The 23,255-nt window shown below is 38.1% G+C and carries 31 protein-coding genes and 1 riboswitch; of the genes, 8 read left to right on the top strand and 23 right to left on the bottom strand.

Annotated elements, in window-relative coordinates:
• Positions 1-29 precede the first annotated feature (29 nt).
• Positions 30-908 (bottom strand): hypothetical protein, encoded by an 879-nt coding sequence (locus IHV09_RS08700; protein WP_197264200.1) that lies wholly within the window; start codon positions 906-908, stop codon positions 30-32.
• Between the two features lie 163 nt (positions 909-1,071).
• On the opposite strand from IHV09_RS08700, the gene IHV09_RS08695 reads away from it, so the two are divergent.
• The gene (locus IHV09_RS08695; protein WP_197264199.1) at positions 1,072-1,938 is read left to right on the top strand and encodes an SDR family oxidoreductase; all 867 of its coding nucleotides are present in this window, start codon (positions 1,072-1,074) and stop codon (positions 1,936-1,938) included.
• A 125-nt stretch (positions 1,939-2,063) separates the two neighbouring features.
• On the opposite strand, the gene IHV09_RS08690 is transcribed toward IHV09_RS08695, so the two are convergent.
• From IHV09_RS08690 to IHV09_RS08625, 14 genes are all read right to left on the bottom strand, one after another.
• Positions 2,064-2,297 carry a hypothetical protein gene (locus IHV09_RS08690; RefSeq protein WP_197264198.1) on the bottom strand — a complete coding sequence of 78 codons (234 nt, stop codon included), beginning with the start codon at positions 2,295-2,297 and terminating at the stop codon, positions 2,064-2,066.
• A 3-nt stretch (positions 2,298-2,300) separates the two neighbouring features.
• Entirely contained in the window at positions 2,301-2,627 is a 327-nt protein-coding gene (locus IHV09_RS08685; protein ID WP_197264518.1) for a helix-turn-helix domain-containing protein, read from the bottom strand.
• An 18-nt stretch (positions 2,628-2,645) separates the two neighbouring features.
• Positions 2,646-3,272 carry a class D sortase gene (locus IHV09_RS08680; protein ID WP_197264197.1) on the bottom strand — a complete coding sequence of 209 codons (627 nt, stop codon included), beginning with the start codon at positions 3,270-3,272 and terminating at the stop codon, positions 2,646-2,648.
• 3 nt (positions 3,273-3,275) lie between these two features.
• Positions 3,276-4,142: an LPXTG cell wall anchor domain-containing protein gene (locus IHV09_RS08675; RefSeq protein ID WP_197264196.1), complete on the bottom strand. Its 867-nt coding sequence runs from the start codon at positions 4,140-4,142 to the stop codon at positions 3,276-3,278.
• Positions 4,143-4,276: 134 nt separating this feature from the next.
• A complete protein-coding gene (locus IHV09_RS08670; protein ID WP_197264195.1) occupies positions 4,277-4,873 on the bottom strand; it encodes a CalY family protein in 597 nt (198 codons plus the stop codon).
• Between the two features lie 93 nt (positions 4,874-4,966).
• Positions 4,967-5,527 carry a signal peptidase I SipW gene (gene sipW, locus IHV09_RS08665; RefSeq protein WP_197264194.1) on the bottom strand — a complete coding sequence of 187 codons (561 nt, stop codon included), beginning with the start codon at positions 5,525-5,527 and terminating at the stop codon, positions 4,967-4,969.
• Positions 5,527-6,348 (bottom strand): hypothetical protein, encoded by an 822-nt coding sequence (locus tag IHV09_RS08660; protein WP_197264193.1) that lies wholly within the window; start codon positions 6,346-6,348, stop codon positions 5,527-5,529. Before IHV09_RS08660 ends, sipW begins: the two co-directional genes overlap by 1 nt.
• A 342-nt stretch (positions 6,349-6,690) precedes the next feature.
• On the bottom strand, positions 6,691-6,933 hold the full coding sequence (locus tag IHV09_RS08655) for a hypothetical protein (protein ID WP_197264192.1): 243 nt from the start codon (positions 6,931-6,933) through the stop codon (positions 6,691-6,693).
• Positions 6,934-6,979: 46 nt separating this feature from the next.
• Positions 6,980-7,531: a hypothetical protein gene (locus tag IHV09_RS08650; protein ID WP_197264191.1), complete on the bottom strand. Its 552-nt coding sequence runs from the start codon at positions 7,529-7,531 to the stop codon at positions 6,980-6,982.
• A 30-nt stretch (positions 7,532-7,561) separates the two neighbouring features.
• The gene (locus IHV09_RS08645) at positions 7,562-7,936 is read right to left on the bottom strand and encodes a DUF2750 domain-containing protein (RefSeq protein ID WP_197264190.1); all 375 of its coding nucleotides are present in this window, start codon (positions 7,934-7,936) and stop codon (positions 7,562-7,564) included.
• A gap of 18 nt (positions 7,937-7,954) precedes the next feature.
• Entirely contained in the window at positions 7,955-8,473 is a 519-nt protein-coding gene (locus IHV09_RS08640) for a hypothetical protein (protein WP_197264189.1), read from the bottom strand.
• A 20-nt stretch (positions 8,474-8,493) separates the two neighbouring features.
• Complete coding sequence (locus IHV09_RS08635) at positions 8,494-8,949, bottom strand: hypothetical protein (RefSeq protein WP_197264188.1); 456 nt, start codon at positions 8,947-8,949, stop codon at positions 8,494-8,496.
• A gap of 20 nt (positions 8,950-8,969) precedes the next feature.
• The gene (locus IHV09_RS08630; RefSeq protein ID WP_197264187.1) at positions 8,970-9,431 is read right to left on the bottom strand and encodes a hypothetical protein; all 462 of its coding nucleotides are present in this window, start codon (positions 9,429-9,431) and stop codon (positions 8,970-8,972) included.
• A 127-nt stretch (positions 9,432-9,558) separates the two neighbouring features.
• A complete protein-coding gene (locus IHV09_RS08625; protein WP_066398601.1) occupies positions 9,559-9,990 on the bottom strand; it encodes a hypothetical protein in 432 nt (143 codons plus the stop codon).
• 324 nt (positions 9,991-10,314) lie between these two features.
• Between IHV09_RS08625 and IHV09_RS08620 the strand changes: the two genes are divergently transcribed.
• A complete protein-coding gene (locus tag IHV09_RS08620) occupies positions 10,315-10,827 on the top strand; it encodes a DUF2628 domain-containing protein (RefSeq protein ID WP_197264186.1) in 513 nt (170 codons plus the stop codon).
• A 50-nt stretch (positions 10,828-10,877) separates the two neighbouring features.
• On the opposite strand, the gene IHV09_RS08615 is transcribed toward IHV09_RS08620, so the two are convergent.
• Both IHV09_RS08615 and IHV09_RS08610 read right to left on the bottom strand, forming a co-directional pair.
• A complete protein-coding gene (locus tag IHV09_RS08615; protein WP_197264185.1) occupies positions 10,878-11,195 on the bottom strand; it encodes a hypothetical protein in 318 nt (105 codons plus the stop codon).
• A gap of 104 nt (positions 11,196-11,299) precedes the next feature.
• A complete protein-coding gene (locus IHV09_RS08610) occupies positions 11,300-11,671 on the bottom strand; it encodes a hypothetical protein (protein WP_197264184.1) in 372 nt (123 codons plus the stop codon).
• 351 nt (positions 11,672-12,022) lie between these two features.
• Here IHV09_RS08610 and IHV09_RS08605 point away from each other — a divergent pair, with 351 nt between their 5' ends.
• Both IHV09_RS08605 and IHV09_RS08600 read left to right on the top strand, forming a co-directional pair.
• Positions 12,023-12,580: a sigma-70 family RNA polymerase sigma factor gene (locus IHV09_RS08605; protein ID WP_197264183.1), complete on the top strand. Its 558-nt coding sequence runs from the start codon at positions 12,023-12,025 to the stop codon at positions 12,578-12,580.
• A complete protein-coding gene (locus IHV09_RS08600) occupies positions 12,580-13,845 on the top strand; it encodes a hypothetical protein (protein WP_197264182.1) in 1,266 nt (421 codons plus the stop codon). The genes IHV09_RS08605 and IHV09_RS08600 overlap by 1 nt, the downstream gene beginning before the upstream one ends.
• 72 nt (positions 13,846-13,917) lie before the next feature.
• On the opposite strand, the gene IHV09_RS08595 is transcribed toward IHV09_RS08600, so the two are convergent.
• Positions 13,918-14,892, bottom strand: a complete 975-nt coding sequence (locus IHV09_RS08595; RefSeq protein ID WP_370568956.1) for an NAD(P)H-dependent flavin oxidoreductase — start codon at positions 14,890-14,892, stop codon at positions 13,918-13,920.
• Positions 14,893-15,098: 206 nt separating this feature from the next.
• Positions 15,099-15,182: riboswitch (cyclic di-GMP riboswitch) on the top strand.
• A 28-nt stretch (positions 15,183-15,210) separates the two neighbouring features.
• Here IHV09_RS08595 and IHV09_RS08590 point away from each other — a divergent pair.
• The 4 genes from IHV09_RS08590 (at position 15,211) to IHV09_RS08575 (ending at position 18,056) form a co-directional block, all read left to right on the top strand.
• Positions 15,211-15,369, top strand: a complete 159-nt coding sequence (locus IHV09_RS08590) for an anti-repressor SinI family protein (RefSeq protein WP_197264181.1) — start codon at positions 15,211-15,213, stop codon at positions 15,367-15,369.
• Between the two features lie 79 nt (positions 15,370-15,448).
• On the top strand, positions 15,449-15,769 hold the full coding sequence (locus tag IHV09_RS08585) for a helix-turn-helix domain-containing protein (RefSeq protein WP_197264516.1): 321 nt from the start codon (positions 15,449-15,451) through the stop codon (positions 15,767-15,769).
• Between the two features lie 179 nt (positions 15,770-15,948).
• Positions 15,949-16,992, top strand: a complete 1,044-nt coding sequence (locus tag IHV09_RS08580) for an STAS domain-containing protein (protein WP_197264180.1) — start codon at positions 15,949-15,951, stop codon at positions 16,990-16,992.
• A gap of 761 nt (positions 16,993-17,753) precedes the next feature.
• Positions 17,754-18,056, top strand: a complete 303-nt coding sequence (locus IHV09_RS08575) for a hypothetical protein (protein WP_197264179.1) — start codon at positions 17,754-17,756, stop codon at positions 18,054-18,056.
• A gap of 69 nt (positions 18,057-18,125) precedes the next feature.
• On the opposite strand, the gene IHV09_RS08570 is transcribed toward IHV09_RS08575, so the two are convergent.
• From IHV09_RS08570 to IHV09_RS08550, 5 genes are all read right to left on the bottom strand, one after another.
• Positions 18,126-18,779: an NlpC/P60 family protein gene (locus tag IHV09_RS08570; protein ID WP_197264178.1), complete on the bottom strand. Its 654-nt coding sequence runs from the start codon at positions 18,777-18,779 to the stop codon at positions 18,126-18,128.
• A gap of 173 nt (positions 18,780-18,952) precedes the next feature.
• Entirely contained in the window at positions 18,953-19,819 is an 867-nt protein-coding gene (locus IHV09_RS08565) for a DUF6843 domain-containing protein (protein WP_197190075.1), read from the bottom strand.
• A gap of 104 nt (positions 19,820-19,923) precedes the next feature.
• Entirely contained in the window at positions 19,924-20,637 is a 714-nt protein-coding gene (locus IHV09_RS08560; protein ID WP_197264177.1) for an ABC transporter ATP-binding protein, read from the bottom strand.
• Entirely contained in the window at positions 20,634-21,797 is a 1,164-nt protein-coding gene (locus IHV09_RS08555; RefSeq protein WP_197264176.1) for an ABC transporter permease, read from the bottom strand. Before IHV09_RS08555 ends, IHV09_RS08560 begins: the two co-directional genes overlap by 4 nt.
• Complete coding sequence (locus IHV09_RS08550; protein WP_197264175.1) at positions 21,767-22,996, bottom strand: ABC transporter permease; 1,230 nt, start codon at positions 22,994-22,996, stop codon at positions 21,767-21,769. Before IHV09_RS08550 ends, IHV09_RS08555 begins: the two co-directional genes overlap by 31 nt.
• Positions 22,997-23,255 lie beyond the last annotated feature (259 nt).

Genomic DNA, 23,255 nt, shown 5'->3' with positions numbered 1-23,255 from the left:
TGAAATTCAAACTACTTGAGGCAATGAGTCTATCCTTGATTTAGCCAATTGTAATGTGGTCTCGGGTTATAGGCAGCATGTTCCCTTCTCTTTTCCGCGCTGAACATCCCGCTGAGTGTTCCATAAAAGTATTGTGTAAAGCTCGTTTTGATCTTTCGTTTTTTATAAAGGAATACGGTTGTTTTGAAAGCTTCAATGATGATTGATATCAGTTGTTCGATAGGTGTTCTGAAGTTGAATTTCTTGTAGGCGATGATGGCTTTATGCCAAAAGGTGTAGATCTCGTTGGCTCGGTCATAGTAGGGTTTCACAGATTGAATAAAGTCTAATGGAACGTTACTAGGAACGAAGGTGTGGTCGAGGTCTTGAAGTTGAGGCTTATTTGATGGAGGTGGAGTTGTAATAGTAACGTTGTTTTCCTGACGTATGTTTTGATCTTTGTTTTTTAGATTTGGTAAGAGATTAATAGATTCCGGTTTTGTTTTGGTGGTTTCGACCTTACGCTGAGAACGGTTCTGTGATGTGTCACGGTGTATCAATTTCGTTTCAGTAGGTGCATCAATTGGGTGAAAAACAAAAATATTGTGAGCTAGTCCACCGCTTGTTCTATACGTGTTGTGAACTTTTAGGAAGCCTGTAGATCTCGCCTTTCTGAGCATTCTTGTGAAGGTTGCTCGTGAGATGCCACCTTGTTTTTTGGAGCATGCTGCGACGAGTGTAGCAATCTTAGCATTTGCCACTCCCGGCACGACAACACTGTACTGACTCAAAACTTCAAAAGCTATGTATTCGGATTTCGTGAATAGTTCAGGGTTTTGCTGAAGAAAAAGGTCCTTATGTTGGTTGAACTCCCCTACACTTTGAAATTTGCTCATGCTTTTAAATTGATAAATGTTACCTGCTCTCATTTTTTCTCTTCCTCTCTTTAATTGACTCATCCTATAGATGGATTAGAAAACCGAAAAAGAGGCATACATAAGAAAAAAATATTAGAAAGCATGCCACGATGTTTATTCCATTGTGAGATGGGAAGAAAGGAGTTATGAAGAATATTAGGGAGTGATTCATTACATGTCTAATCAAGAGCATCCAACAGGTCAACCCGCACAGCATCAAAATCACCAGCCCGGTGTAGAATCTGAAATGACACCTAAGCCGCAATCGGAAAGCCCGACGTATAAAGGTAGCGGAAAACTAGAAGGTAAATCCACTCTGATTACAGGTGGAGACAGTGGAATTGGTAAAGCGGCCGCTATTGCTTTTGCGAAAGAAGGTGCGAACGTTGCAGTGGTCTATCTAGAGGAATCAGCAGATGCAGAGGAAACAAAGACACAGATTGAGCAAGAAGGCGTGAAATGCTTATTAATTCGCGGAGATATCGGAGACGAATCGTTCTGTGAACAAACGGTTCGCGATGTTGTTGGTTCGTTCGGCGGATTGGACGTTCTCGTGAATAACGCCGCTGAGCAGCATCCACAACAAAACTTTGAGGATATTACAGCAGAACAGCTTGAGAAAACATTCCGTACTAATATATTTAGCATGTTCCACCTGACGAAAGCTGCGCTTCCACATTTGAAGCAAGGAAGTTCAATCATTAATACAGCTTCGATTACGGCGTATCAAGGTCATCCGGAGTTGATCGATTACGCGTCAACAAAAGGCGCAATCGTGTCTTTCACTCGTTCGTTGTCAAATAACCTTGTGAAGAAGGGCATCCGTGTGAACGGTATTGCACCAGGTCCGATCTGGACGCCACTCATCCCTTCTACTTTCACAGCAGATAAAGTAGAACAATTCGGTAAAGACACACCGATGGGTCGTCCAGGCCAGCCAGAAGAACTCGCACCTGCTTATGTGTATCTGGCAAGTGAGGATTCTTCTTATGTTTCAGGTCAGATGATTCATATTAATGGTGGTAAAGTGGTAAACGGGTAATAAGATTAATCATGCCCAGATGATTTGTTCAATCATCTGGGCATTTTATGTTCCTACATAAAAATAAGAGTCACGCCATTATGGAAGGGCTCGACTCTTCTGTATGATTTGGACGATTGAAATCCTTAAACTCTATAGTTATGCATGGGAGTTAACTCTTGATACTGGTAATGAATAACCTTAGACGTATCCCATCGCTTTTCCATTTGATTCAACTTCTTTTTCACATAATCAAACTGTGCTTTACCTTGAAATTGGTCATCCAAGTAAATTGCACAAACATTACTTCCTAAATAAACAACTTTTAGCGTGTAACCATTTAGATGGCAGATGTACAAGCCATTCTCTAAGCGAATCACGTTTTACACCTCTTCTTTTAAGGACTTCCACGTTTCATAAGTTAGAAAGGCACGAATGTCTTCTGTATCTATTCCTAATTTCTTCGCCTGTTTAAAAAGTTCTACCCATTCTGGATCAAGAAACTCCATCTGTGTATTTAGAAGTTGTTCCACTGGTACCTCCAACGCTTTAGCTATTTTCTGTATCATATGCGCAGATGGGTTAGCTTTATGACTTTCAATGCTACTTAAATAGCCTTTAGATATTCCAGCACGGTTCGCAAGCTTTGTCAGGCTAAGACCTTGGGTTAAGCGTAACCTCTTAATTTGTTTGCCGATCTTTCCACTCATGACTTCCAACTTCCTTTGCTAGAAGACCTCCTCTTTTTCCAATACAGCTCTAACGATATAGCGGTGTGTCGGATTTTTCATAGGATGGCATGTAATCAGTGTGAGTATGCTTGCTGTTTCATTCTGCTTTAACACGGACAGATCATCTGGCTTCACTATCGTTTTGTCTATCATTTTATAGGTGAGCTTTTTGCTGTTCGTTTCTATTATGATTGGGTCACCGACTTCAACTTCTGTAAGTCGGTTAAATTGCTTACCATATGTGTAACTTCGATGTGCGGCTATCGCCGTATTTCCCGCTTCCCCAATTGGAGAGGTGCCTGTTAATTGCCCGGCAGCTACTTTTAAATTCTCTTGAGAGGCACCTTCCATAATAGGAAGCATTAATTGAATACTGTTGATTTCTAGTTTCCCTATGATCCCATTCTTCATTTCTGGAGATTCCACAGTGTTCTTCTGTTTACTTTTATCCAAGAACGTATCATCCAGCTGTTGATAGCTCTGTTGAATGACAGAAAAACCATCATCCTCTTCCCAGCTCTCCAACAATTGTTGTTCTTGATACGTGTAATACAAACTTTTAGCTTTTGGATACATCATGGTACATAACCCAGCAGCAATCATGAGATACGCGAACCACTTCATCACTTACCCTCTTCTAAAAGGATTTGGAAGAACCGACATCTTTATCAACAACAGCCCTAGTCCAGCGAGGAAGATGAAAAACCCTGATAGGATGATAAACATCGGGTTCTCTTCGCCAGTTTGCGGCAGTGAACCAGTAGCTTTACTTGGTTGTTCCACTGGTTTCGTAGGTGTCGAACCATTTGGTGGTTTGTTTGTGCTTGGTGGTTCATTTGACCCCGGCGGGTTATTCGTATCGGTTGGCGGATTTGGCGGGTCTCCGTCATCCGGAGGATCTGGCGGGTCTCCGTCATCTGGTGGATCTGGTGGGTCTCCGTCACCTGGTGGATCCGGTGGGTCTCCATCATCCGGCGGATCTGGTGGATCTCCGTCATCTGGTGGGTCCGGTGGAGTAGTTTGGCCTTCTGCATAAATAATAAATTCGGCGACCGTTTGTAACCCTTGAAATTCATTTCCAGATTCATACGGAAACTCTACCGTCACTTTTAAATGTTCCTCTGTAAAACGTGCTAGTGGACGAGGATTTAACCCTTTAAAATCTTTCAATTTTCCTTCAAATAGCAGATTCGTTTGGTCTTCCACTTTTAAAAGAAGTTGATTGTAAAGCTTCTCAGATCCAGACTTCATTTGAGCTCTCATATTATATGAAAAATCTTGATTACCATTGTTCTGAATAGTGAGATCACGCGGCGCCCAATCACCTGGTTTGAAATTCTCAATATCAAAAAGCACTGCTTCTGGAAGAGTATCAATTTTTATTTCTGGAGTACTGGAATCTGCTCCGGTTCTGCCAATTGGAAGAAAAACAACAATAATAAGTCCAATCAAACTATAAATAAGAATTAACTTAAATTTAATGGATTTTAGCATCTTAGCATTTACCTCTCAACTTTTTGAGTAATTAGCAGGAGATAATATTTTGTATTTATTGGCTTTCCTCGGACTAGCAAAGATTAAGAGAAAAGGTGGGAAAATCCCACCTTTTTTGTATCAACTTTAGATATTTATCTTTCTACCCCAGCACCTTGCTTACCTTCGAATGTCCACTTCAGTTGTAGTTTGTCGCCTTGGAACTTGTTTTGGTCAGCTCCACTTTCAACAAACTCATAATTTACGTAAAGTGTATCTGTTGTACCAGCAGCAAGCTTTCCTCCTTTTTCGTCTAACCAAGGAATAAAGATTCTATTCTCAATTGCATCGGGTGTCATATTTTTAAGTTGATCCAATGTTGTATAGAAAATAACACCATCTGTTTTATCAGCGTTTACTAAGAAGTTTACTCTGATGTGTTTTCCAAAGTCTTCACCTGCATTATTTCCATTTGCGTCAGTTACAGTATAATCTGTTTTCAAAAGTACTTTAGCAATGTCTAAATTGCCATCGTTTTTAAGTTGGAAAGAGCGCGTCATCCAGTCACCAGGTTTAATCTTATCCACATTGATAATTGTAGTAGGAGCTGCATTAAGATCTAACGTTCCTGCTGCAAATGTGGCATTTGTCTCAACACTGTCACTAAAGTATGCATAAGTTCCCCCACCTACTAATGCCAATCCAAGTGCTGCTGATGCTACCCCAAGACCTAATTTCGCTTTCAAACTCATTTTCATTTCCTCCCTTTCACCCTTTTTTCGGGTATGTATAATTTATATATTGAACTCGTTTAGGCTCTTCACCTAAATGATGTTTCAACCCACTTAATTTGAAGTTGACGGAGCGTCTTTCTTCACTTCAACTTCCTTAATGGCTTTCCATATCGTAACAGCGGAATAAAATAGTAAGAGAATACCTGGCAATATGAGAAGTAGAGCTGAACCTGCTTTAGATTGTGCTCCGTTCAATAGATAGCCCACATAAGGAACTGTGAACCCCTTATATTCACCTACTACATTTGCAGCTAATACGGGATTTGTATCTGCAGCATTATTGTTGTCACCCTTTGTGATGTATTGCGTGTTTTTTCCACTACCTGTTACTTCTTGAACGCGGTGAGTGATCAATTTTTTCTCAGATTCTTTGAAGGTAATAACATCACCTTTTTGAAAACGGGTGTTGTCACCGCCTGGCTTAATTGCAATAATGGACCCTGTTTTTATACCAGGTTCCATTGATCCAGATAAAACCGATTTGAGCTGATACCCCATTATTTGTGGTTCGCCTCCAGAGGCCTTCGATATAATTACGCTGAAAACTAAAGCGATGAGTAGTAACGAAAGTAAAAATGTGATGAGATGATTAACCCATTTGAGAGCTTTCATTATTTTTCTTCCTCCTTAGCAGGTTCACTTACTGCCTCACTTGCTTCTGTTTGTTGGTTTAGTTCGCCCGCACCTTCATTTGTTTCTTTTGTATCTTTTGTTTCTGTATTAGGTTCTTCTTTTGTTTCGTTCTTGGCTTTTTCTTCTGCTTCTAATCTTGCTTTTTCTTCAGCTTCTAATCTCGCTTTCTCTTCAGCTTCTAACCTTGCTTTTTCCTCAGCCTCTAATCTCGCTTTTTCTTCTGCCTCTATTAGAGCGATTAACGTAGTTTCAGCATTACTGATGGATCCATCTGCTGCTGTTATTGCGTTCTCCACTTTACCAAGTTCATTTGTTGCGTCTTGGAGAGCTGCTTTTATGTAATCTCTCACTTCCTGAGCACCCTCAACTCCATTACGAACATCTTCTTCTTCGAGACTAAGAGCATCTTCTAGTATTTTTATAAAGGATTTCGTTTCAGTGATTAAGTCAGGCATTTGACTTCGAATATTTCGAGCTTCCTGAATGGCTATCGATAGTTCTTCAGAGGTTTCTTTTCCCGTTAGCAAACTATCAATGTTCTCTACCATTTTGTTAGAATCAACGGCTATACTTTTTGTTCTTTCTACTAATTCAGCTGCATATTTCGGAAACATTCTCGCTGCAGAAAGGGTAGCCGTAGTCTCTTCTCGATCTGAAAAAAACGCATATGTTTCTGACGTTATATAAGAAATGTGATAGATCGAAAGTGCACCTAGACAAAGTGTTATAACAAAAGTCCGAATTTGTTTTCTCCTTCTGGTTCTTTGAAGTTTTATTTTACTTGCCCTTGTTGGTAACATTCTTTCACCATCCATTTCTGTTTAGTGCTTTAAGAAAGTAAGGGTTTGTTCTTTTTAAAGAACGTTTATGTGTTTATAATAGAACATATTTACTACTTTAAAAACCCTCAAATTCGTCCGTATTTGTTCGTTTTAAAGTACAAAAGAACTATATACCTTTTATTTTCTACCTCTTTCTTACTTTTTTGCATTATTTTACATTTATTTGTTCGTTTTATTGAACACCTTTAATTTAATAATTTGTTTGTTTTATGATTTAACGATTTAATAGGGTAGCCAGTATATGGGGAATTAAAAAGCACCAATCTCTTTAATAGAGATTGGTGCTTTTTAGTAGACGTTTTATTTTTTCTCTTTTCGAATCACCAATAAAATGATGGCTGCAGCAACTCCAATAATGAAGAGCATAGTCGTTGGTAACTCAGAGGAACCTTTAACTATATTAAATGAATTAGAAATCCCTGTACCTAAAAAGAAAATCATGATCCCTATGACCAGCAGAGTAAGAAGTCCCGTTCGGATGGTTCGCGGTATGGAAATCCAAGTCTTTAATATTCTCTGGAATATAGAGAGTTTTTGTCCCATTGGTACACACCTCCACCCATCATTACCATACTGATTCACATTAAACCTATTTTCCTCTTATATAATCGAGTTCCATCTCAATTTTACTTTTTTTCGTTGTGATTTCATCAACCGTTTTTGTATCTACCGGAAACTCAGTATGATGATCTAGATAATATTTCAATTTCAAGAAATTGCTTAACGGAAATTCATATTGAACCCACATCTCTTTATATCCTACAATTCCATATTCTAAAAGAAGCTGTTCACTTATATCAACCCATGCTTTAAGAAACTCATCATACGAATACTGAAATTTTAAATCTATCTCGGGATTCCATCTTTCATCTTCATAATGATACAATGCGATTTCCATTTGATCTTCACCTAGATACTTAAAGTTCCATTCTGTTTCTTGAGGCTCAGCATCCCATTTCGCACTAGCCCCGTCCTCTAAATAGCATTCTTCTGTATATATGGGATTGATGTTCAATAGGGCCTCTAGAATTTCGCCTAGGGCATCTGTTAAGTAACCTGGCCAGAACGTGTACTTTTTATCATTTAATACGAAAACACACTCAGCCCATCCTGCACCTGTTAATTGATAATCAATTTTCATAAAATGTCTCCCTTAATCTTGTTAGTCGTATCAATCGTTCATTTGATCAATCATGTCTTTTATATCTTTACGCGTTTGAACCATCGTGTCTTTTTCACTCGGGAAAATAGCAGCTGCACCACCGTCTTCTTCAAGATCAACGAGTAAGTGGTCTATAAACTGATATAGTGGCATGTTGAACGCTTTATATGATTTCTTGAGATTTGCGGCTTCCATTTCAGCAAAACTTCGACTCGGCCAAACAGGTAACAAAAACTCATAATCTCCATCACCTTCCGTAACGAATAGGTCGCCATGCTTGTTCTCCAATAGCCAAACCTGTTCATCGGTCGCCACCATGCTATAAAAATAGACAAGACGCTTTTCGGCAGGACGATTTAACATTATTTTTTTTATAAATTTCATTTAGTCGTTCCTCCTTATTTAGAACTCTTCAACAAATAGCCCTAAATTCTGTATGGATTGAAAGATTGGATCTAATGGAATATGTGAATGAATACTCATCAAATAATCATAACCGATAAACAGCTTACATTTTTGTGGATAAAAAAGCGCCGAGCCCCAGGCCTCTCTTAGTTGTAATCTACAATGTTTGTCTATATCCTCATGAGTTATTTTCTCGTTGTTGTTAGTTGAGAAATAATATTGAAGCATATCTTTTGGGTACAACTCGATATTGTCATTTATTAGTGCTAAAAACTGATTATCATGGAAACTTTTAATAATATTTCTCGCATGTAGATGGGGAAGATTTAAAAAATCCATTGTTAGATGTACAGCTTTTATGTAAGAGTCCTCTGTTTTTTTGTACATTTCTATCGTTAGTTCTTGATTTTCAAACACTTTTCCAATATCACTTATGCTCGTCCACTCATCGCGGGTAAAACGTCCTTCAGCATCCCGGAATAATGGGTTGTATTTGGTAATTCGGTATTTGTGCATTTCGTCACCTATCAATAAAATTAGACTTCGAATATTTCTTTTTTTTCGTCTTTCGTTAGCCCTGTGAAGAATTTCTTATGTATCCTTAGTTCTTTCTCTTTTTTAGGAAATACTCTTTCTAACCACGTTGCTGCCATGGGGGTATGTTCAGGTTGGGCATTCACTTTTTCTAGGAACCATTCATATTCACTTATCGTTTCATCTGTAATGAGTTTCAAGTCTTTATCTCTACTTTTAAAATCGAGTTCTGCTAATTCTTTTGCTGTAATCTGACCGTTGATGGTTTTTACCACGCCAATTTCTGATGGCAGACGTTGATCATTTAATGATACAAAGTAATGCAGGTAGTTCGGTAATCGAAATAGTCCTTTCTTTGTATCTTTTCTATTTGCAATGTAAAGCCAGTCTCCTTTATTAGAATAACAATTGAAGTCTTCGTTGTTCATTCCTATTAACATTTTTTCGTATTTCTTCATAATACACCTCGATTCTAAAACTATTTAATAGATAACGAGTTAGCAACTTTCACTAACTCGTTTCGGTTGATTTTTTTATTGTCCTTATACGTAATAAAAATTTCTTTTTCATTCTTCTTATCAATCCAGGCTAATAATTGTTCCTCTTTTCTTTTTTCATAAAAGAATTTCGTGTTCGCTATCTTTCTGCTTTCACCCCATATAGAGTCACTGGATGCACTCACCTTATCGGTAACGAGAATGGACAGATGGAGATTATCCTTTTTGTAGTGATATTTGACCTCACTACAATTGTTTCCACATCTTTTGATTGTGGCGTACTTTTTGGTGTCTTTAAATGGTATATAGTTCACTTTTGTATCTACATTTACAAGGTACTTAGGTGTACTAATGGGGTAATGAAAAAATGGAACATCAATGACTAAGATACTTAAAATACCTAAGAGCACGATTGGTATACTTTCTTTTTCATACGAAAACATCCGATCGAATTTATTAATATGTGAGGTTTTTTTATGGTTGGGTTTCAGAAGCAAATAGTACGGTTCTGCGCACTAAAATAGCCATCTCATTCGTAAGAGAATTCGATGGCTACTTAAAACTCGTTGATTAACGGGCAGTCTTTCTAAATTTGAAAACAAATCCAATAATAAACGAAACTATTGTCATGATGAAAAGTGCAGTAGTGATTGTTGTCACGCCAGAATTGATATTAAGCGCGTGGTACACTTGGGCGCAGATACCAAATGGAATGGCGAAAAACAAAAATGTCATGCCGAACACGGCATTCTTCGCGTTATATAACTCTGTCTTATGTGCAAGATCCAGCACTTTTAAGCTAAGAATCCAAAATGCACTCGTGATGGACCAGAATAGAAGTATGGAAGAAATAAATGAAGTAGAAGTTAGTCCCATAATTCGTTCAAAGAACAAATTAATGTTCCCCCATACCATCACTGTTTGATAAAGTCCCAATGCAAAAAGTCCTGCTAAGAAGATAAACGCAAATCCAAACCCTGATGTGTTATGTTTCATCTCCAAATATACTCTCCTTCCCCAATTCCGCTAAAACGAAACCTAATTTTCAAATTATTTTACAATATTTTTTAGAAAATTAAAACCCTTTTGTGCACTTTCATAAAAATTTACATAATTGTGAGGGGTCAGACCCGGGGTCTGACCCCTCACAATTACACTTTTTGCTGTTTTGTTTATTTCAGAAAGACATTCAACAAAATTGCCTATTACGTGTATATTTCAGGTTTATTCTTTCACAAAAAATGGAATATAATGGTTAGGTTTTGTGTTGCCTGTTTTAAATAGGCAAGCGCAAAGTACTTTTATTAACCGGAAGGAGAAGGTTAAATGGATCAATTTACTCAACCTAGTACAAGTTTTTCTGCCGACAGAATGATCGATGGTGCTGATCAAGCTAAACTCGCTGAATTCGTGGGAGAAAAAAAGAGAGAATTTTATTTTAGAAAATGGCAAAAAGACAACAGCTGGAACTGGGCTGCTTTCTTTTTACCACTGTTTTGGTTGGGATACCGAAAAATGCTCAAGCCTGTTGTTTATATCCTTCTTGGTTTTATAGCAATTGACATTATTGTTTTATTCACGGGCATTGATGGTGCAGCAATCAGTAGAGGATTAGGTTATGGGCTTGCTGGAGCTTTAGGGATTACAGGAAATATGTTCTATAGAAAGCACGCTGAAAAACAAGTACAAGAAGTGAATCAGCTTTCCATCAGCGACGAGGAGAAGATGCATGAACTGCGCAAGCGCGGGGGTACAAGCGGAAAAGGAGCTTTTTTGGCTGTCTTAATGTTTGTTGGATATCTCATTATTACATTCGGATTGACTCTTACATTAACATAAATACAAAAAGGATAACTCGAATTTGGAGTTATCCTTTTTGTTTAGTGGAGCTAATCACCTGAACCTTCTATGTTCATATTTTTATCAAGTGCATCCACACATAATTCTTTGAACTTTTTACAAAATTTCCGTACCCTACCATGTTCCCAATTAAATTCATCATTATATTTCTCTATTAATTTGTCACAAAGTAAAACCAATGATTGTATTTGAGAACTTGTAAACTCGCAATATCCATAAGGATCTAAATCATTAAGTATCTCAAACTCACCATCATCTCCCTCTTTTTTTCGTAAATACTTATGGATTGTCTGGTCAAATAAGATAGTTTTCTTTTCTCCTTTGATGTTAAACGTAATACCTGACACCTTAAAACCTCACTCTTCTCATTAAAGATATTTATAAAATTTATAAACAAAAAATCACAACGAATACTCGTTGCGACCCTTTTCATAGATTAGAGATTTTAATTTCACGAAAAGATCTTTTCTTTTTTGTTTATGATCTGATTAAGGTTCGTCTCTAATAATGCTGCTTTATTTACAATCCCTTTTTCAAATTGTTCAATTGTTGTTTGATCTCCATTACTTTTAACGGGATCAATATTTAGAATTTCTTCTAGTTGCATACGCGGCGATTGTTCTTCTGGATCATGCTCTAAACTTCTCAAGTAAATAAACGTATCCATATCTCGATAATTTAATTCTATTTCAATCTCTAGTTGATCGTTAGCGTATAAGAAGGTTGTCTTCCAACTCCCATCTGTATCGACCGGATCAGAAAATCCATAATCTCGTATTAAATAGTCAAAACTTTCTTCGGTAATCGATGAGAACAAATTCATGGTAACACCTCCATGTTTAATAGCTGTTGATATATTGGTCGCTCGTAATGAATTCCTTACAGTTTACACGGTTTCTTTACATAAAGATATTACTTATATTTTCGCTCTCTTCCTCGCTTCTCCTCTTTTGGAGGAAAATATGGGTGATTTAGTTTCATAGAGCGCGATATCAATAAAGGACACAGCGAGTTCGCTGTGTCCTTTCCTGGTGAACAAATTTAGTACTTTTGTAATTGTAAGGGGGCAGACCCATAATGGTAATATTATACTTGTATTCTAAATTTATGAAAACCGTGTTACCATTACTTCGTCTTACTATCGGAAATGCACCTTAAGGAGGATTAACGCTACGTGAAAAGTGAGGAATTAAGCGATTCAATAAGTATTGACGGCATGTCTAAGGATGATGCCATCGTTTACTTGATGCGATGCTACGGAGAAGAGATCAAACGGCTCGTTTATACATTCGTGAAGAATTGGCAGCAAGCAGAAGACATTACACAAGACGTCTATATCTCTTTATACACAAAACTTGATACATTTCGTGGAGAATCCGCTGTTAGGAGCTGGATTTACACGATTGCCATCAATAAATCAAAGGACTTTTTAAAAAGCTGGAGCTATAGAAAGCTCGCTTTTACAGATAAATTCACTACAAACCAAAAAGAAAGTGCTCACTCTGCTGAAGATGGGGTGATCGCGAGTAGTGAAGACCAACTTTTGTATCAAGCTGTGCTCTCGTTGCCACTCAAGTATAGAGAAGTTATACTGCTACACTATTACAAAGAATTCTCTGTGGGTGAGATAGGCGAACTGCTATCGATGAATGAATCTACAGTTAAGACTCGTCTAAGTCGAGCAAGAAGAGTGCTGCAAGATTCTTATATTGAACTAGGAGGTGAGCGATAGTGGAAAATCAACTAAAAAACCTAAACCATACTTTAGACAAACAAATCTCGAGTACTCCAGTTTTTACAAAAAATGATGAACAAAACATATTGCTCGCTATACGTAACTCGTCAAGCAAAAAAAAGACTAAACCAAAGAACGCATTTGTGCCAAGGATGCTAACAGCAGCGCTTTTTGCAGGAGTTATTTTTACTTCATATACTCTTATCGATAGCTACCTGACACCTGAAACAGCGACTGAAATTGAAATAAAAAAACCTGAAATTCGCTACGCTCAAGAATTATCACAAGCTTCGAGTATGATTAGTTATGATGAAAACACAAATATTTTAAAAATAAACGGTTCGGTTAAAAACACCACTGAATTTAATAGTGAAAAATTCGAGACAAGAATTACGATTTTGAACAAAGAACTTCAAGCTGCTATTGGGTCAAAAACGCTCAAGATCGATGAAACGCCACAACAAGGTTATTTAAAGCCAGATGAACCATTTACATTTACTAAAGAAATCACACTAGAAAAACCGATTTCAGAATCAGCTTTAAAAGATGCCCTACAAATTGAGGTTTATACAGAAACGAAAACGCTGACTTCTTTTATCATTAGTGACATTAAATTTACCGGCAAAAAAGCTGAAGAACCCGTTGTAGATGAGGAGCAGCCCGTAGTTGAAGAAAATGAAAAAGAAAGTGAAGAGAAGGACTCATCCTCAATTACCGAAAAAGAGAAACCCGAACAAGATACAACGGACAGTGTTATAGAAGAAAGTCCTAAACCTACAGATTCGCTTGATAATCTGGAAGAACAATATGGTAAAAAGAAAACTCCTTTTAACGGTGTGGAAGTCACAAAAAAAGATGGGTATTTCTTTATTAAAGGGATAACAATTGGAACTACATTAGATCAAGCTCTTCAAATATTAGGTCCGTATGATAAACATAGTGAAAAAGCCATTCATTCGCCTATTTATGCAACTTGGAATCTTAAAAACTCTTTGAAAGAAAGTGAAAATACCGGATTTTTTGTAGAATTGCCAGAATTAAAGAAGGATCAAAAAATCGGTTATCTCAGTTACAATACGGATGATAAAGTTTACGTAGAAAACTTAATCGTTCAACTAGGTGAACCTATTGACGAAAATCCGGGCGTAAAATTCTTTTATGCAGAAAAATCCAAGCAAATGTTAAGTATTAAAGATGAAGGAAGTTATTACGAAATCACCCTTCATTTCGAAACAAATCTTAACTTGTATACAGATAACTAAAATAAAAAATCCCCCAGAATCGCGTTTATAACCAGCGATTTTGGGGGATTTAGTTCTAAAGGACTAATGCATTTAAGGAATAATGCTCATCGCTTCCTTTGTATTCATTGCTCTTTTATATTCAGCTTTAAGGTCATCTACTACTTCTTGAATGGTAGCAATCTTCTTCACACTTCCTACACCTTGTCCTGCTGACCAGATGTCTTTCCAAGCTTTTGCTTTGGATTCAGAGAACGAGAGATCAATCGAATCTTTTTTCATCAAGTTTTCTACATCAAATCCCGCTTTTTGAAGGGATGGAAGCAGGTAGTTCCCTTTTATTCCACTAATCGCGTCTGTATAAACAAGATCCTCTAAAGTAGAATCTATCAACATCTGCCTGTAGTCTTCACTCGCTGAAGATTCTTGAGTAGCTATAAAGCGTGTTCCCATGTATACGAGATCTGCCCCAAGAATCTTGGCAGCCAGTATTTCTTCACCTGTAGAAATCGCTCCAGCTAGGATCGTCATTCCATCCCAGAATTCTTTTACTGCTCTTAAGAAGGCGAATGGATTTAACGTCCCACCATGGCCACCTGCCCCACTACACACGAGTATTAATCCATCAATGCCAGTCTTAGCAGCCTTACGCGCGTGATCAAGCGAGATAACGTCAGAGAATACGAGACCACCGTATCCGTGAACGATTTTTGCCACATCGCTTGGATTACCTAGAGATGTAATTACTACCGGCGGCTCATATTTCTTTATTAGCTCTAAATCTTCCTCAAAACGTTTATTCGTACGGTGAACAATTAAATTAACACCCCATGGAGCTATTTTTGCAGAAGGATCTTCTTCCCTTGCTTTACTTAGCTCTTCTGAAATATGTTTCATCCAATTCTCCAGTAGATCGGAGGTTCGTGCATTTAATAAAGGAAACGTACCTATTATACCGTTCATACAACTTTCCAACACCATATCGGGGCTTGATACTAAAAACATTGGAGCATTTATGACAGGTAGACTGAGTTGATTCGACAAACTTAATGGCAAATTGCTGTTCAAGTACGATCATCCTCTCAACTAATTAGATATAATGCTTAAAAATCTCCACCTTAACATGTTCGATAATCCTTGAAACAATCCTTTTTTCTCGTTTTGAAGAGTATTCAAGAAAAATAAATATTACATTTATGTTACTGTCATTTTCTGACAACATTTTTCAGATAGCTTGGATATAATCAATTTGAGTTAGGTCATTTGTCTCATCCTTCAGACAAGGGCAAACATTTTCGAAAGATATGGGCGCAAAGCCACGGGTCTAAGGCAACTGCTAGGATCGCCGGGCTACCTGAACATCACGCTTATCTGGAGGGAAATCTAATGGAGAAGAAGACGACGTTAGATCACGAGTGGATTCTTTTAATGAAGGAAGCTAAGGATAACGGCATTACCAAGGAAGAGATTCTGGACTTTTTAAAAAATCCCCAATTCGTAACAAATAATTGCTCTTTTTCACCAGAAAAGCTAGCATTCAAGTAAGAACTAGTACTTATTTACTTCCCTAAATATTGAAGATATAATTAGATTATTATGACTTCTAAAATGGGGAATGCAAATGGTGATAGGGGAAAATTTAAAAAAGTACCGCACAGAAAAAGGCTTCTCCATGACATCCTTAGCTGAAAAGGCTGGAGTAGCTAAATCTTACATCAGTGCATTAGAGCGAAATATTCAGCAAAACCCGTCCATTCAACTTCTTGAAAAGATTGCAGAGGTCCTTGATATTTCTGTTGATCACCTAATTAAAGAGGAAGTGAATGACGAAGAACTTGACCAAGAATGGGCCAACCTTGTGAAAGAAGCCATGGGTTCTGGTGTAAGCAAAGAGCAATTTAAAGAGTTTCTCGAATTTAACAAATGGAAAAACAAACAAAACTAACCACCTGATTGCATCAGGTGGTTTTTACGTGGTTTTTCCCTTTGCGGGTGTCTTCGTGGAATATACATAATGAAGGTTTTGTATTTGTGTGGGGTCAGACCCCACACAAATGTTTAATGTTTATAGAATTAGGGTACGGGAAAAGGGTGTCTACTATTTTTGTCTATGGAGGATTATAAATGAAGCAGTCGCCAAATGAACTAATGGATTCTCAAAAAAGTGTAGATGTTAATGGTTCTTCTTTTCATTGGGACCTAGCAAAAGGTATTTTTCAATTTGAAGGCGAAGATGTGATGTTGTTCTGGATTGATTCAGCATTCAAGGTGTTCCTAGATTCCATCGAAGAGATCACAGGAGAAGGAACTGCCGATCTTGTTTTTGAAACAGCTGGATATCGGACAGGGTTAATCGTTAGTGATTTTTACATAAGAACGATCGGAAATATTGAGATTTCCGCTGAATCATTACCTACCATTTATGCATCAGCGGGTTGGGGTAAAACATACATAGAGCTTGATGTTAAAAAGAAAGAAGCGATCATTACGATTACGAACAGCTGGGAAACGAAAGTTAAAAAAGCGCAGAACAGTAAACGCATGGGGCGATTCTTACCTGGCCATTGGGCTGGAGTTTTCACAGGACTCTTTCAAACCAACATGTGGTATGAGGTCCTAGAAAACGAAGCCGACCCTAACACGCTAAAATTAGCAATCTCAGAATCACATATAACACCAAATGATAACATCCGCGATCTCGTTCAACGGGATGAACAGCATGAAATTATGAAGCTAGAAGCTATGGTTGAAGACCGCACAAGAGAATTAACCGATTTGATTAGGGAGATTTCCTCTCCTATTATTCCGGTAACCGATCATATTGTGGTTATTCCCTTAATCGGTAAATACAATGAGCTCCGTTCTAAAGATATGTTAGAGCATACTCTGACTTCACTGCCTCAACACAAAGCAAAATTTGTTATCTTAGACCTAACCGGTATTAAGTCTATTGATTCTGAAATGGTGGATATGTTGAATAAGCTTGTTTCTTCTGCTCGATTGTTTGGAATGGAAACGTTATTGGTCGGGATCTCACCTGAATTAAGTATAGAAATAACGAAACACCAGTATTCTCTTGGAGAAAGTACATATTTTAGAAATCTGAAGCACGCCATCCACTTTGCCTTTGCAAAGGAAGGGATGCTCATACAAGAACCTACGAAGTAATAAAATCCACGCTGCGGTTGCAGCGTGGATTTTTTGTTAGGCACTAGTACCTGCTGTTCTCGTGTGCTCCTGGTAAGAACAAATTGAAGGTATTTGTAATTGTAGGGGGTCAGACCCCCATTTCTATTAAACCCCATCATTCGTCTAAGCAACTTGTCTTCCTCTACATATGATATACAGAAACCGAAACCAGTTGGAAGTCGGTATCAATTTGTGAGGTGAAACGATTAATGTGTTATAAGTGTGGAGACTACGACCACTGCAAACATGAGAAGCACGAGAAGCATGAAAAAGTTGAGAAGTGTTACAAGAAAGTAGAATGGGTTTGTGAAGAATCTTCTTCTTCATCATCCTCTTCATCTTCGTCCTCTTCTTCATCTTCTAGCTACGAAGTGTTGAAGTGCAAAAAGTTCAAAAAAGCTAAGAAAAAGCAACATCATTGCTGCTGCGATCCTTGGGCAAGAATCTTGTTCTAGGATAAGAATTAGAAGTACAAACTCTGGTTTGTACTTCTATTCTTCTATATTTATCTATCAAAAAATTAGACTTTACCTAATAAAATCATTTTTTAATAAAATATCCCTAAATATTTATTAACCTATAGCCGATAAAGAATAAGAGACTGTAAATTTTCCTTCGTAGTGAAAAACCTTGTAACACTACATTCTTAATCATTGTAATTAAATGCCTTAATTAAACAGACTTAATACCCAAAAATAAATTTATTATTCTAATTTACTTTTAACACGGAGGCTTTTTGTATGAATAAACAAGTTGGAATTAAATTTACATATTATCGCATGGGAACGACCATCTCTATTATGACTGACTTTGAAAACATGGAAGATTTATCTGATAAAGGTCTAGAACATGTAGCGCAAGATTGTATAGATGAAGTGTATAGAGCAACAGAACTTGATCTAACCAAATTATCCCAACCCTATCCTGCAACACAATTTTGTTTCTTTTCAGAGTTAAGTTACCATTCTGATCAAACCATTACTGAAAAGAATAGAACGAATGTGATCAGCACGAAAAGCGAAAAGAAAGAACTAGTTTACTAATTTATCAGTACAAAAAAGAGGAATGACCACTACATGAGCGGAGTCATTCCTCTTCCTCTTCTAAAAGAATTACAGACGCTTTGTCCCTAAGTAACGCGGCTTCCAATAAGTGTTGTTCATGTCTGAAATCGTTACGCCAGTGGAAGAACCAGCGTGAATGAACTTTCCATTACCTACATAGATCCCCATATGTGAAGCTCCAGAATCTGTCGTTGAGAAGAATACGAGATCCCCTATCCCTTGAGTGGAAACGCGATACCCTGTTTGGTTCCACATGTCTTTCACCGTACGTGGCAGAACGATATTGTGAGAGTTTTTAAAAACATAGTTGATGTAACCTGAACAGTCAAACCCGGCAGTTGTCGTTCCACCCCATACATAAGGAGTTCCTTGGAAACGTTTTGCATAATCAACTAGATAGGCATTGTTAACATTATAGACTCCTAGTTTGTTAAACGTATTTCGACCTGCAATCCCGTCTGCCGTCAATCCTTTGGCACGCTGAAAGCTCATTACTGCACTCTTTGTATATGACCCAAAGTATGTCGTTGTTGAACCGCTATATGTAAAATAACCTTTATCTCGCAATATTGTTTGAAGTGTTTTCACATCTGAGTGTGTCATTGTTGGACGAAGTGTTTGATCTCCTATATTTGCAAACGCCTGTAGTGGCGACAATAATAAACTAGCACCTAAAACTGATGTAACTATCCATTTTTTCATTATTTATCCCAAACTCCTTTGATTTTCCAAGTAATCTATTATTATCCTACAATAAATAATAGGACTTGTGTTTTACGCTTCCGTTACGGAAAATAGGAATTTGGTCTGCTTGTAAAATCATGTCGAATTTAGTATTGAGCTAAAATAATTATTTTACTGGACACTTTTGACCCTTAATAGCCAAAATCTCCAAGGCCTTCTCGCTGAAGGATTTCTTCTATTTCAAGACTATAATCCTCTCCATACATATTTCCATTTATATAAAAATCATCTGTACATCCGTTCTTTTTAACAGTAAGATTTGAAAATTGGAACTCCTGTTCATCATTTGAAATAGAACCTGAACTACCTATGTGAACACACTTCTCATCAATTTTTACTCTTTCACCATTTTTATCTACAAAATAATATTTATTTTTAATCGTCCCCTCTGCTTGAGGTAACGAAGTAAGGGCATAACCTTGATCGTTTACTTGAATCACGTTATAGTCTCCCATTTTTTTTGCTTTTGGCTCTTCCTTTATGTTATATATTACCGTTACTTTTCCCTCGTAGTTTGATGGAATAAGAAAATATTCAAGTGTTTCCTTTTCTAACTGCTCTTGGAGATAAAACGATGAGTAAACAACAAGTACAGCAAACCCAACCACAAATATGCAATTCAGTATCATTCTTCTCCATGTAAAGTTTGATTTTCTCATCTGCCACTCTTCAGACAAGAAAAAGAGAACGGCACATATAACTGCAAATGTATTAAATTCTCCTATGAAGACAAAAGAAATAGAAGCAAAAATAATATGTAAAAAGCCTGACAGCAAAAATTGGAATTTAATCATTTTACTAGTTAAGTAATCTATTAAGAGAGATACTGGTATGCCGTACATAAAGTTACCAACTATAGCAAAGATAAAGACAATGATTAAAAAGGATAAATCATCTACTGAACTTAATTCATTGATAGAGTAAATACCTAATAACACGGGTAGTAAAAGAGATGCTACCATAGCTGATTTTATTTTTCTCGATAGTTTATCTTCCATTTTCCTGCTCCTAATTTGTGAATACTTTCACATATATTTTATCACGTTAGTACTGGTAATGGAATATTCAGGATAAAAAAGAAGCCTGCTATTACTAGCAGACTTCATCCAACAATCTCTCCAAGCGTTTCCGCAAAATTTTCCGACTGCGCAACGGAACCGAACTGGCGCACTTTTTGCTTCGATCCATAAAAAAGCAGTTCCCCCTCTTTTAAAATTAAAAAAGAAGTACATAATGTTTCGAGCTCTTGCGCGTCATGACTGGAATACAGTATGGTCTTTCCTTCTCTCCCCAGCTGGCGCAAATCGTTTACGATCTCTTGTTTTGCCGATATATCAATTCCGACAGTCGGTTCATCCAAAATCAATAGGTCCGGGTCATGTAGCATCGCGATCAAGATGTTCAGCTTTCTCTGGTTACCACCAGACAGATGCTTCACTTTCTTATCAAGGTGCTCAGCCAGTCGCCACTCCTCGCAGCGCTGCATCCATCTTTCTTCTGACGATCCCTTCGCCAACTTCGCAAAAAAACGTAAATTTTCCCGTGTTGTTAGCTCATGATACACAGCGATTTCTTGCGGTACGTAACCGATTTTCTGTCGAATCTTCTTTTGTTCTTTCCTCACATCAAGTCCATTGATATGAACCGACCCACCAGTACTTTTCATGAGGGTTGCAAGGATCTTTAATAGCGTTGATTTACCCGCACCGTTCGGGCCAACAACGCCGACGGTTTCTCCTTTTTCAATAAAGAAGTTCATCTCTTTTAGTACTTCTTTTCTACCAAACTTCTTCTTCAAATTTTCTGCTGCAATCAAGCGTTGTCACCTGCCTTTAAGGTTGAAAGTACGAATAATATAAAACTTAAACCTACAAATATAAAGGGAATCATTAACGTTTCTTGGTTTAACGAAGACACGATCCAATATTGCGGCGTCCACTCTGCAGCACGTTGTAAAAAGCTTGATAGCTCATCGCTCGGAAAGAACGTTCCGCTTAGAAGCGATGTGCACAGTACGACAAAGAGTGTGATCGCTTGCCATGTGCGGTTGCTGTGCACAAAATAAGCAAACAGAAGAGATAATGCGTTTAGAAATAAGACGTAGCCAATCAAACTCAAAATCGTAGTCACGTTCAACGTTAACGCTTCTCTCCACCAGCCAAAACCGATCAATAAGATGAGCATGAGTAACTGTAAAAGCAGAACGCCTAGTGCATTTCCGAACCAGTACACTGAAAATCGACCAGCTGCATAAGGTACTCTCGACCGCATACCGGAGTCACGATCTTTAATCGGCCAGCTGTTATATAAAAAACTAAACAACATGATCAGTACGAGCATGCCTGGAACATAGAACGAGACATTGTTGCCATCCGCCTCTACGGAAGATTCCCTCGTAACACCAACTTTATAATCAATGGTCATGAGAGGCTTCGGTTCCCAATGCTTATCGCTAAAGGCCCATGCATCCTTCCAGACCTCAGCTTGCTCCTTGGCATCTAGCTTCTCACTTTTTCCATATGTTTTTAACACCGTATTAGCGCCGTACGAATTACTTGATAACCGCTTCACTTCACTTGCAAAAATCTCACGCACTAATCCATGAGAAATTGAGCCTGACGAGAGCCACATCGTCACTAGCCCTTCTTCATCATTTTTCTGTATGTTTTCCATAAACCCTTCAGGCATAAAGAAACCGATCGCAGCTTTTTGCGTTTCAATCTGATTACGCGCATCCTCTTCATTACGAACACTTACCGTAACCGCTGGATTCTTACTCACTCGTTCTATGACCGTTTTTGAATATTCCGTTTCATCCTCGTCTACGATTACAACTGGAATCTTGGTCGCTTCACTTGTTTTACCTACCGACATGTCTAAAAAAACGAGCACCAGAACCGGAACAATAAGTCCCAGCCAGCTCCACGGACTTTGAAGGAGTAATTTTATACGTGTAATGGCAATTGTCCAGACCATGGCAACCTCTTCTTTATCATGATAAGTAGCAAGCTCACTACCCAAATGGTGATTGAAATACTAAGCAGCAGGAGAACAGACATCCACGTTTCATTCCCGGCAAACAGCGTATCTATCATTCCGCTGTGTGCATGATGCACGATATTTAGCAGACTTATGCTGCGCCACATTTCCGGTAGATACGATAGTGGCAGAACACTTCCGCTTGTAGCAACGAGTCCAATCGCAAGGATGATTCCCGCTCCCCATTTTGCTCCGTTACGAACAAAAAGTTCCTGACAAAGCGAGAAAAGAGAGGCGATGCCTAAGCAGTATGTGAAAAGTATGACTGTCGCTGTGATGCTCCACGTTTTGGTTAGAACATAAAACAATGAAACCAGAATGGCGCTTTGGATGACGAGCAGGAGGAAAACGGAAATAACATTGCTAAAAAAGAATACGCCAGACCTTACGCCTTGTAAGGTTAGTCGTTCGCGCAGTGCTTGTTGTTCACTTCTTGCGGTCAAACTCATGCCGAACAATCCACCTACGAGTACCAAAATCAACACACCTGATAAACTGTAATACTCGAGTGTCGTGATTCCGCCGAATGCACTTAGCGTTTCTGTTTCATAGATTTTGTTTCGATTTAATGCTTGAAGTGTAAAGTCTGTGATGACCGTGTCGCGATAAGCCCTGAATTCTTCTGAACTTAATTCCATCTTTCGCAAATAATGAAAAGCTGCGTTCGCTCCACTTTGTGCAGAAGAGATCAAGTTAGCGTTTGATACCATCACTTGCTGAAGGAGTTTTGCCTGAAAAGGCCGTTCAGGGTTACCGATTACGGTTACAGGGATATTTTTGCCCTTGCGTATCCCTTTAGTAAACCCATCCGGCACGATCACCATGCCCGCGATCTCGTTGCTAGCCAGCTTTTCACTCGCGCTCTCAGCATCTGTTTTTTCAAAGGTTAATACATTTTTTAGTTCTTCTGAGTTTTCATACTGCTTCATGAGCAATTTGGTTTCAAAGGTGTTATCTTCATCTACGATCGCTACGGCAAAAGGCTCTACCCACTGCTTTTCTTCAAGTAGTGGTTTTAGCCCGAGATACGTGATTCCAAGTAACAAAATTGGAAACAGCATCATAGCAATCAGAGGAAAAGGCTGCTTCAGCCAGCATTTTACCGTTAGATGGGCAATGAGTAGCGTTTGCCTCATAGTGTCGTTCCTTTCGTTTAAAAATTTGGTGAAGGTATGGAGCTGAAATCAACACAGAACCTATACCCGTAGGGGCATTAGACTGGGTGAATCCAGAAGTTTTGGCTATTTATCCACGAGTTTTGCCTGTTTATCCAGAAGTTTTAGCACTTTATCCAAAAGTTTCGGCCGTTTATCCACGAGTCTACAATCCTCGACAAAACGAACGTACCTCACATGCTATATATACCCTAATGGTTAGAAAAAAGGACAAAGATCA

This window comes from Fictibacillus sp. 23RED33 (assembly GCF_015903925.1).
In the GTDB taxonomy this organism is placed as follows: Bacteria; Bacillota; Bacilli; order Bacillales; family Fictibacillaceae; genus Fictibacillus; species Fictibacillus phosphorivorans.
This window is presented reverse-complemented; position numbering and strand designations above follow the sequence as displayed.

Coding starts and splice junctions, on each gene's coding strand:
- IHV09_RS08700 (WP_197264200.1), bottom strand. CDS start 908: ATGAGAGCAGGTAACATTTATCAATTTAAAAGCATGAGCAAATTTCAA.
- IHV09_RS08695 (WP_197264199.1), top strand. CDS start 1,072: ATGTCTAATCAAGAGCATCCAACAGGTCAACCCGCACAGCATCAAAAT.
- IHV09_RS08685 (WP_197264518.1), bottom strand. CDS start 2,627: ATGAGTGGAAAGATCGGCAAACAAATTAAGAGGTTACGCTTAACCCAA.
- IHV09_RS08680 (WP_197264197.1), bottom strand. CDS start 3,272: ATGAAGTGGTTCGCGTATCTCATGATTGCTGCTGGGTTATGTACCATG.
- IHV09_RS08675 (WP_197264196.1), bottom strand. CDS start 4,142: ATGCTAAAATCCATTAAATTTAAGTTAATTCTTATTTATAGTTTGATT.
- IHV09_RS08670 (WP_197264195.1), bottom strand. CDS start 4,873: ATGAGTTTGAAAGCGAAATTAGGTCTTGGGGTAGCATCAGCAGCACTT.
- sipW (WP_197264194.1), bottom strand. CDS start 5,527: ATGAAAGCTCTCAAATGGGTTAATCATCTCATCACATTTTTACTTTCG.
- IHV09_RS08660 (WP_197264193.1), bottom strand. CDS start 6,348: ATGTTACCAACAAGGGCAAGTAAAATAAAACTTCAAAGAACCAGAAGG.
- IHV09_RS08655 (WP_197264192.1), bottom strand. CDS start 6,933: ATGGGACAAAAACTCTCTATATTCCAGAGAATATTAAAGACTTGGATT.
- IHV09_RS08650 (WP_197264191.1), bottom strand. CDS start 7,531: ATGAAAATTGATTATCAATTAACAGGTGCAGGATGGGCTGAGTGTGTT.
- IHV09_RS08645 (WP_197264190.1), bottom strand. CDS start 7,936: ATGAAATTTATAAAAAAAATAATGTTAAATCGTCCTGCCGAAAAGCGT.
- IHV09_RS08640 (WP_197264189.1), bottom strand. CDS start 8,473: ATGCACAAATACCGAATTACCAAATACAACCCATTATTCCGGGATGCT.
- IHV09_RS08635 (WP_197264188.1), bottom strand. CDS start 8,949: ATGAAGAAATACGAAAAAATGTTAATAGGAATGAACAACGAAGACTTC.
- IHV09_RS08630 (WP_197264187.1), bottom strand. CDS start 9,431: ATGTTTTCGTATGAAAAAGAAAGTATACCAATCGTGCTCTTAGGTATT.
- IHV09_RS08620 (WP_197264186.1), top strand. CDS start 10,315: ATGGATCAATTTACTCAACCTAGTACAAGTTTTTCTGCCGACAGAATG.
- IHV09_RS08610 (WP_197264184.1), bottom strand. CDS start 11,671: ATGAATTTGTTCTCATCGATTACCGAAGAAAGTTTTGACTATTTAATA.
- IHV09_RS08590 (WP_197264181.1), top strand. CDS start 15,211: ATGGAGAAGAAGACGACGTTAGATCACGAGTGGATTCTTTTAATGAAG.
- IHV09_RS08580 (WP_197264180.1), top strand. CDS start 15,949: ATGAAGCAGTCGCCAAATGAACTAATGGATTCTCAAAAAAGTGTAGAT.
- IHV09_RS08575 (WP_197264179.1), top strand. CDS start 17,754: ATGAATAAACAAGTTGGAATTAAATTTACATATTATCGCATGGGAACG.
- IHV09_RS08570 (WP_197264178.1), bottom strand. CDS start 18,779: ATGAAAAAATGGATAGTTACATCAGTTTTAGGTGCTAGTTTATTATTG.
- IHV09_RS08565 (WP_197190075.1), bottom strand. CDS start 19,819: ATGGAAGATAAACTATCGAGAAAAATAAAATCAGCTATGGTAGCATCT.
- IHV09_RS08555 (WP_197264176.1), bottom strand. CDS start 21,797: ATGGTCTGGACAATTGCCATTACACGTATAAAATTACTCCTTCAAAGT.
- IHV09_RS08550 (WP_197264175.1), bottom strand. CDS start 22,996: ATGAGGCAAACGCTACTCATTGCCCATCTAACGGTAAAATGCTGGCTG.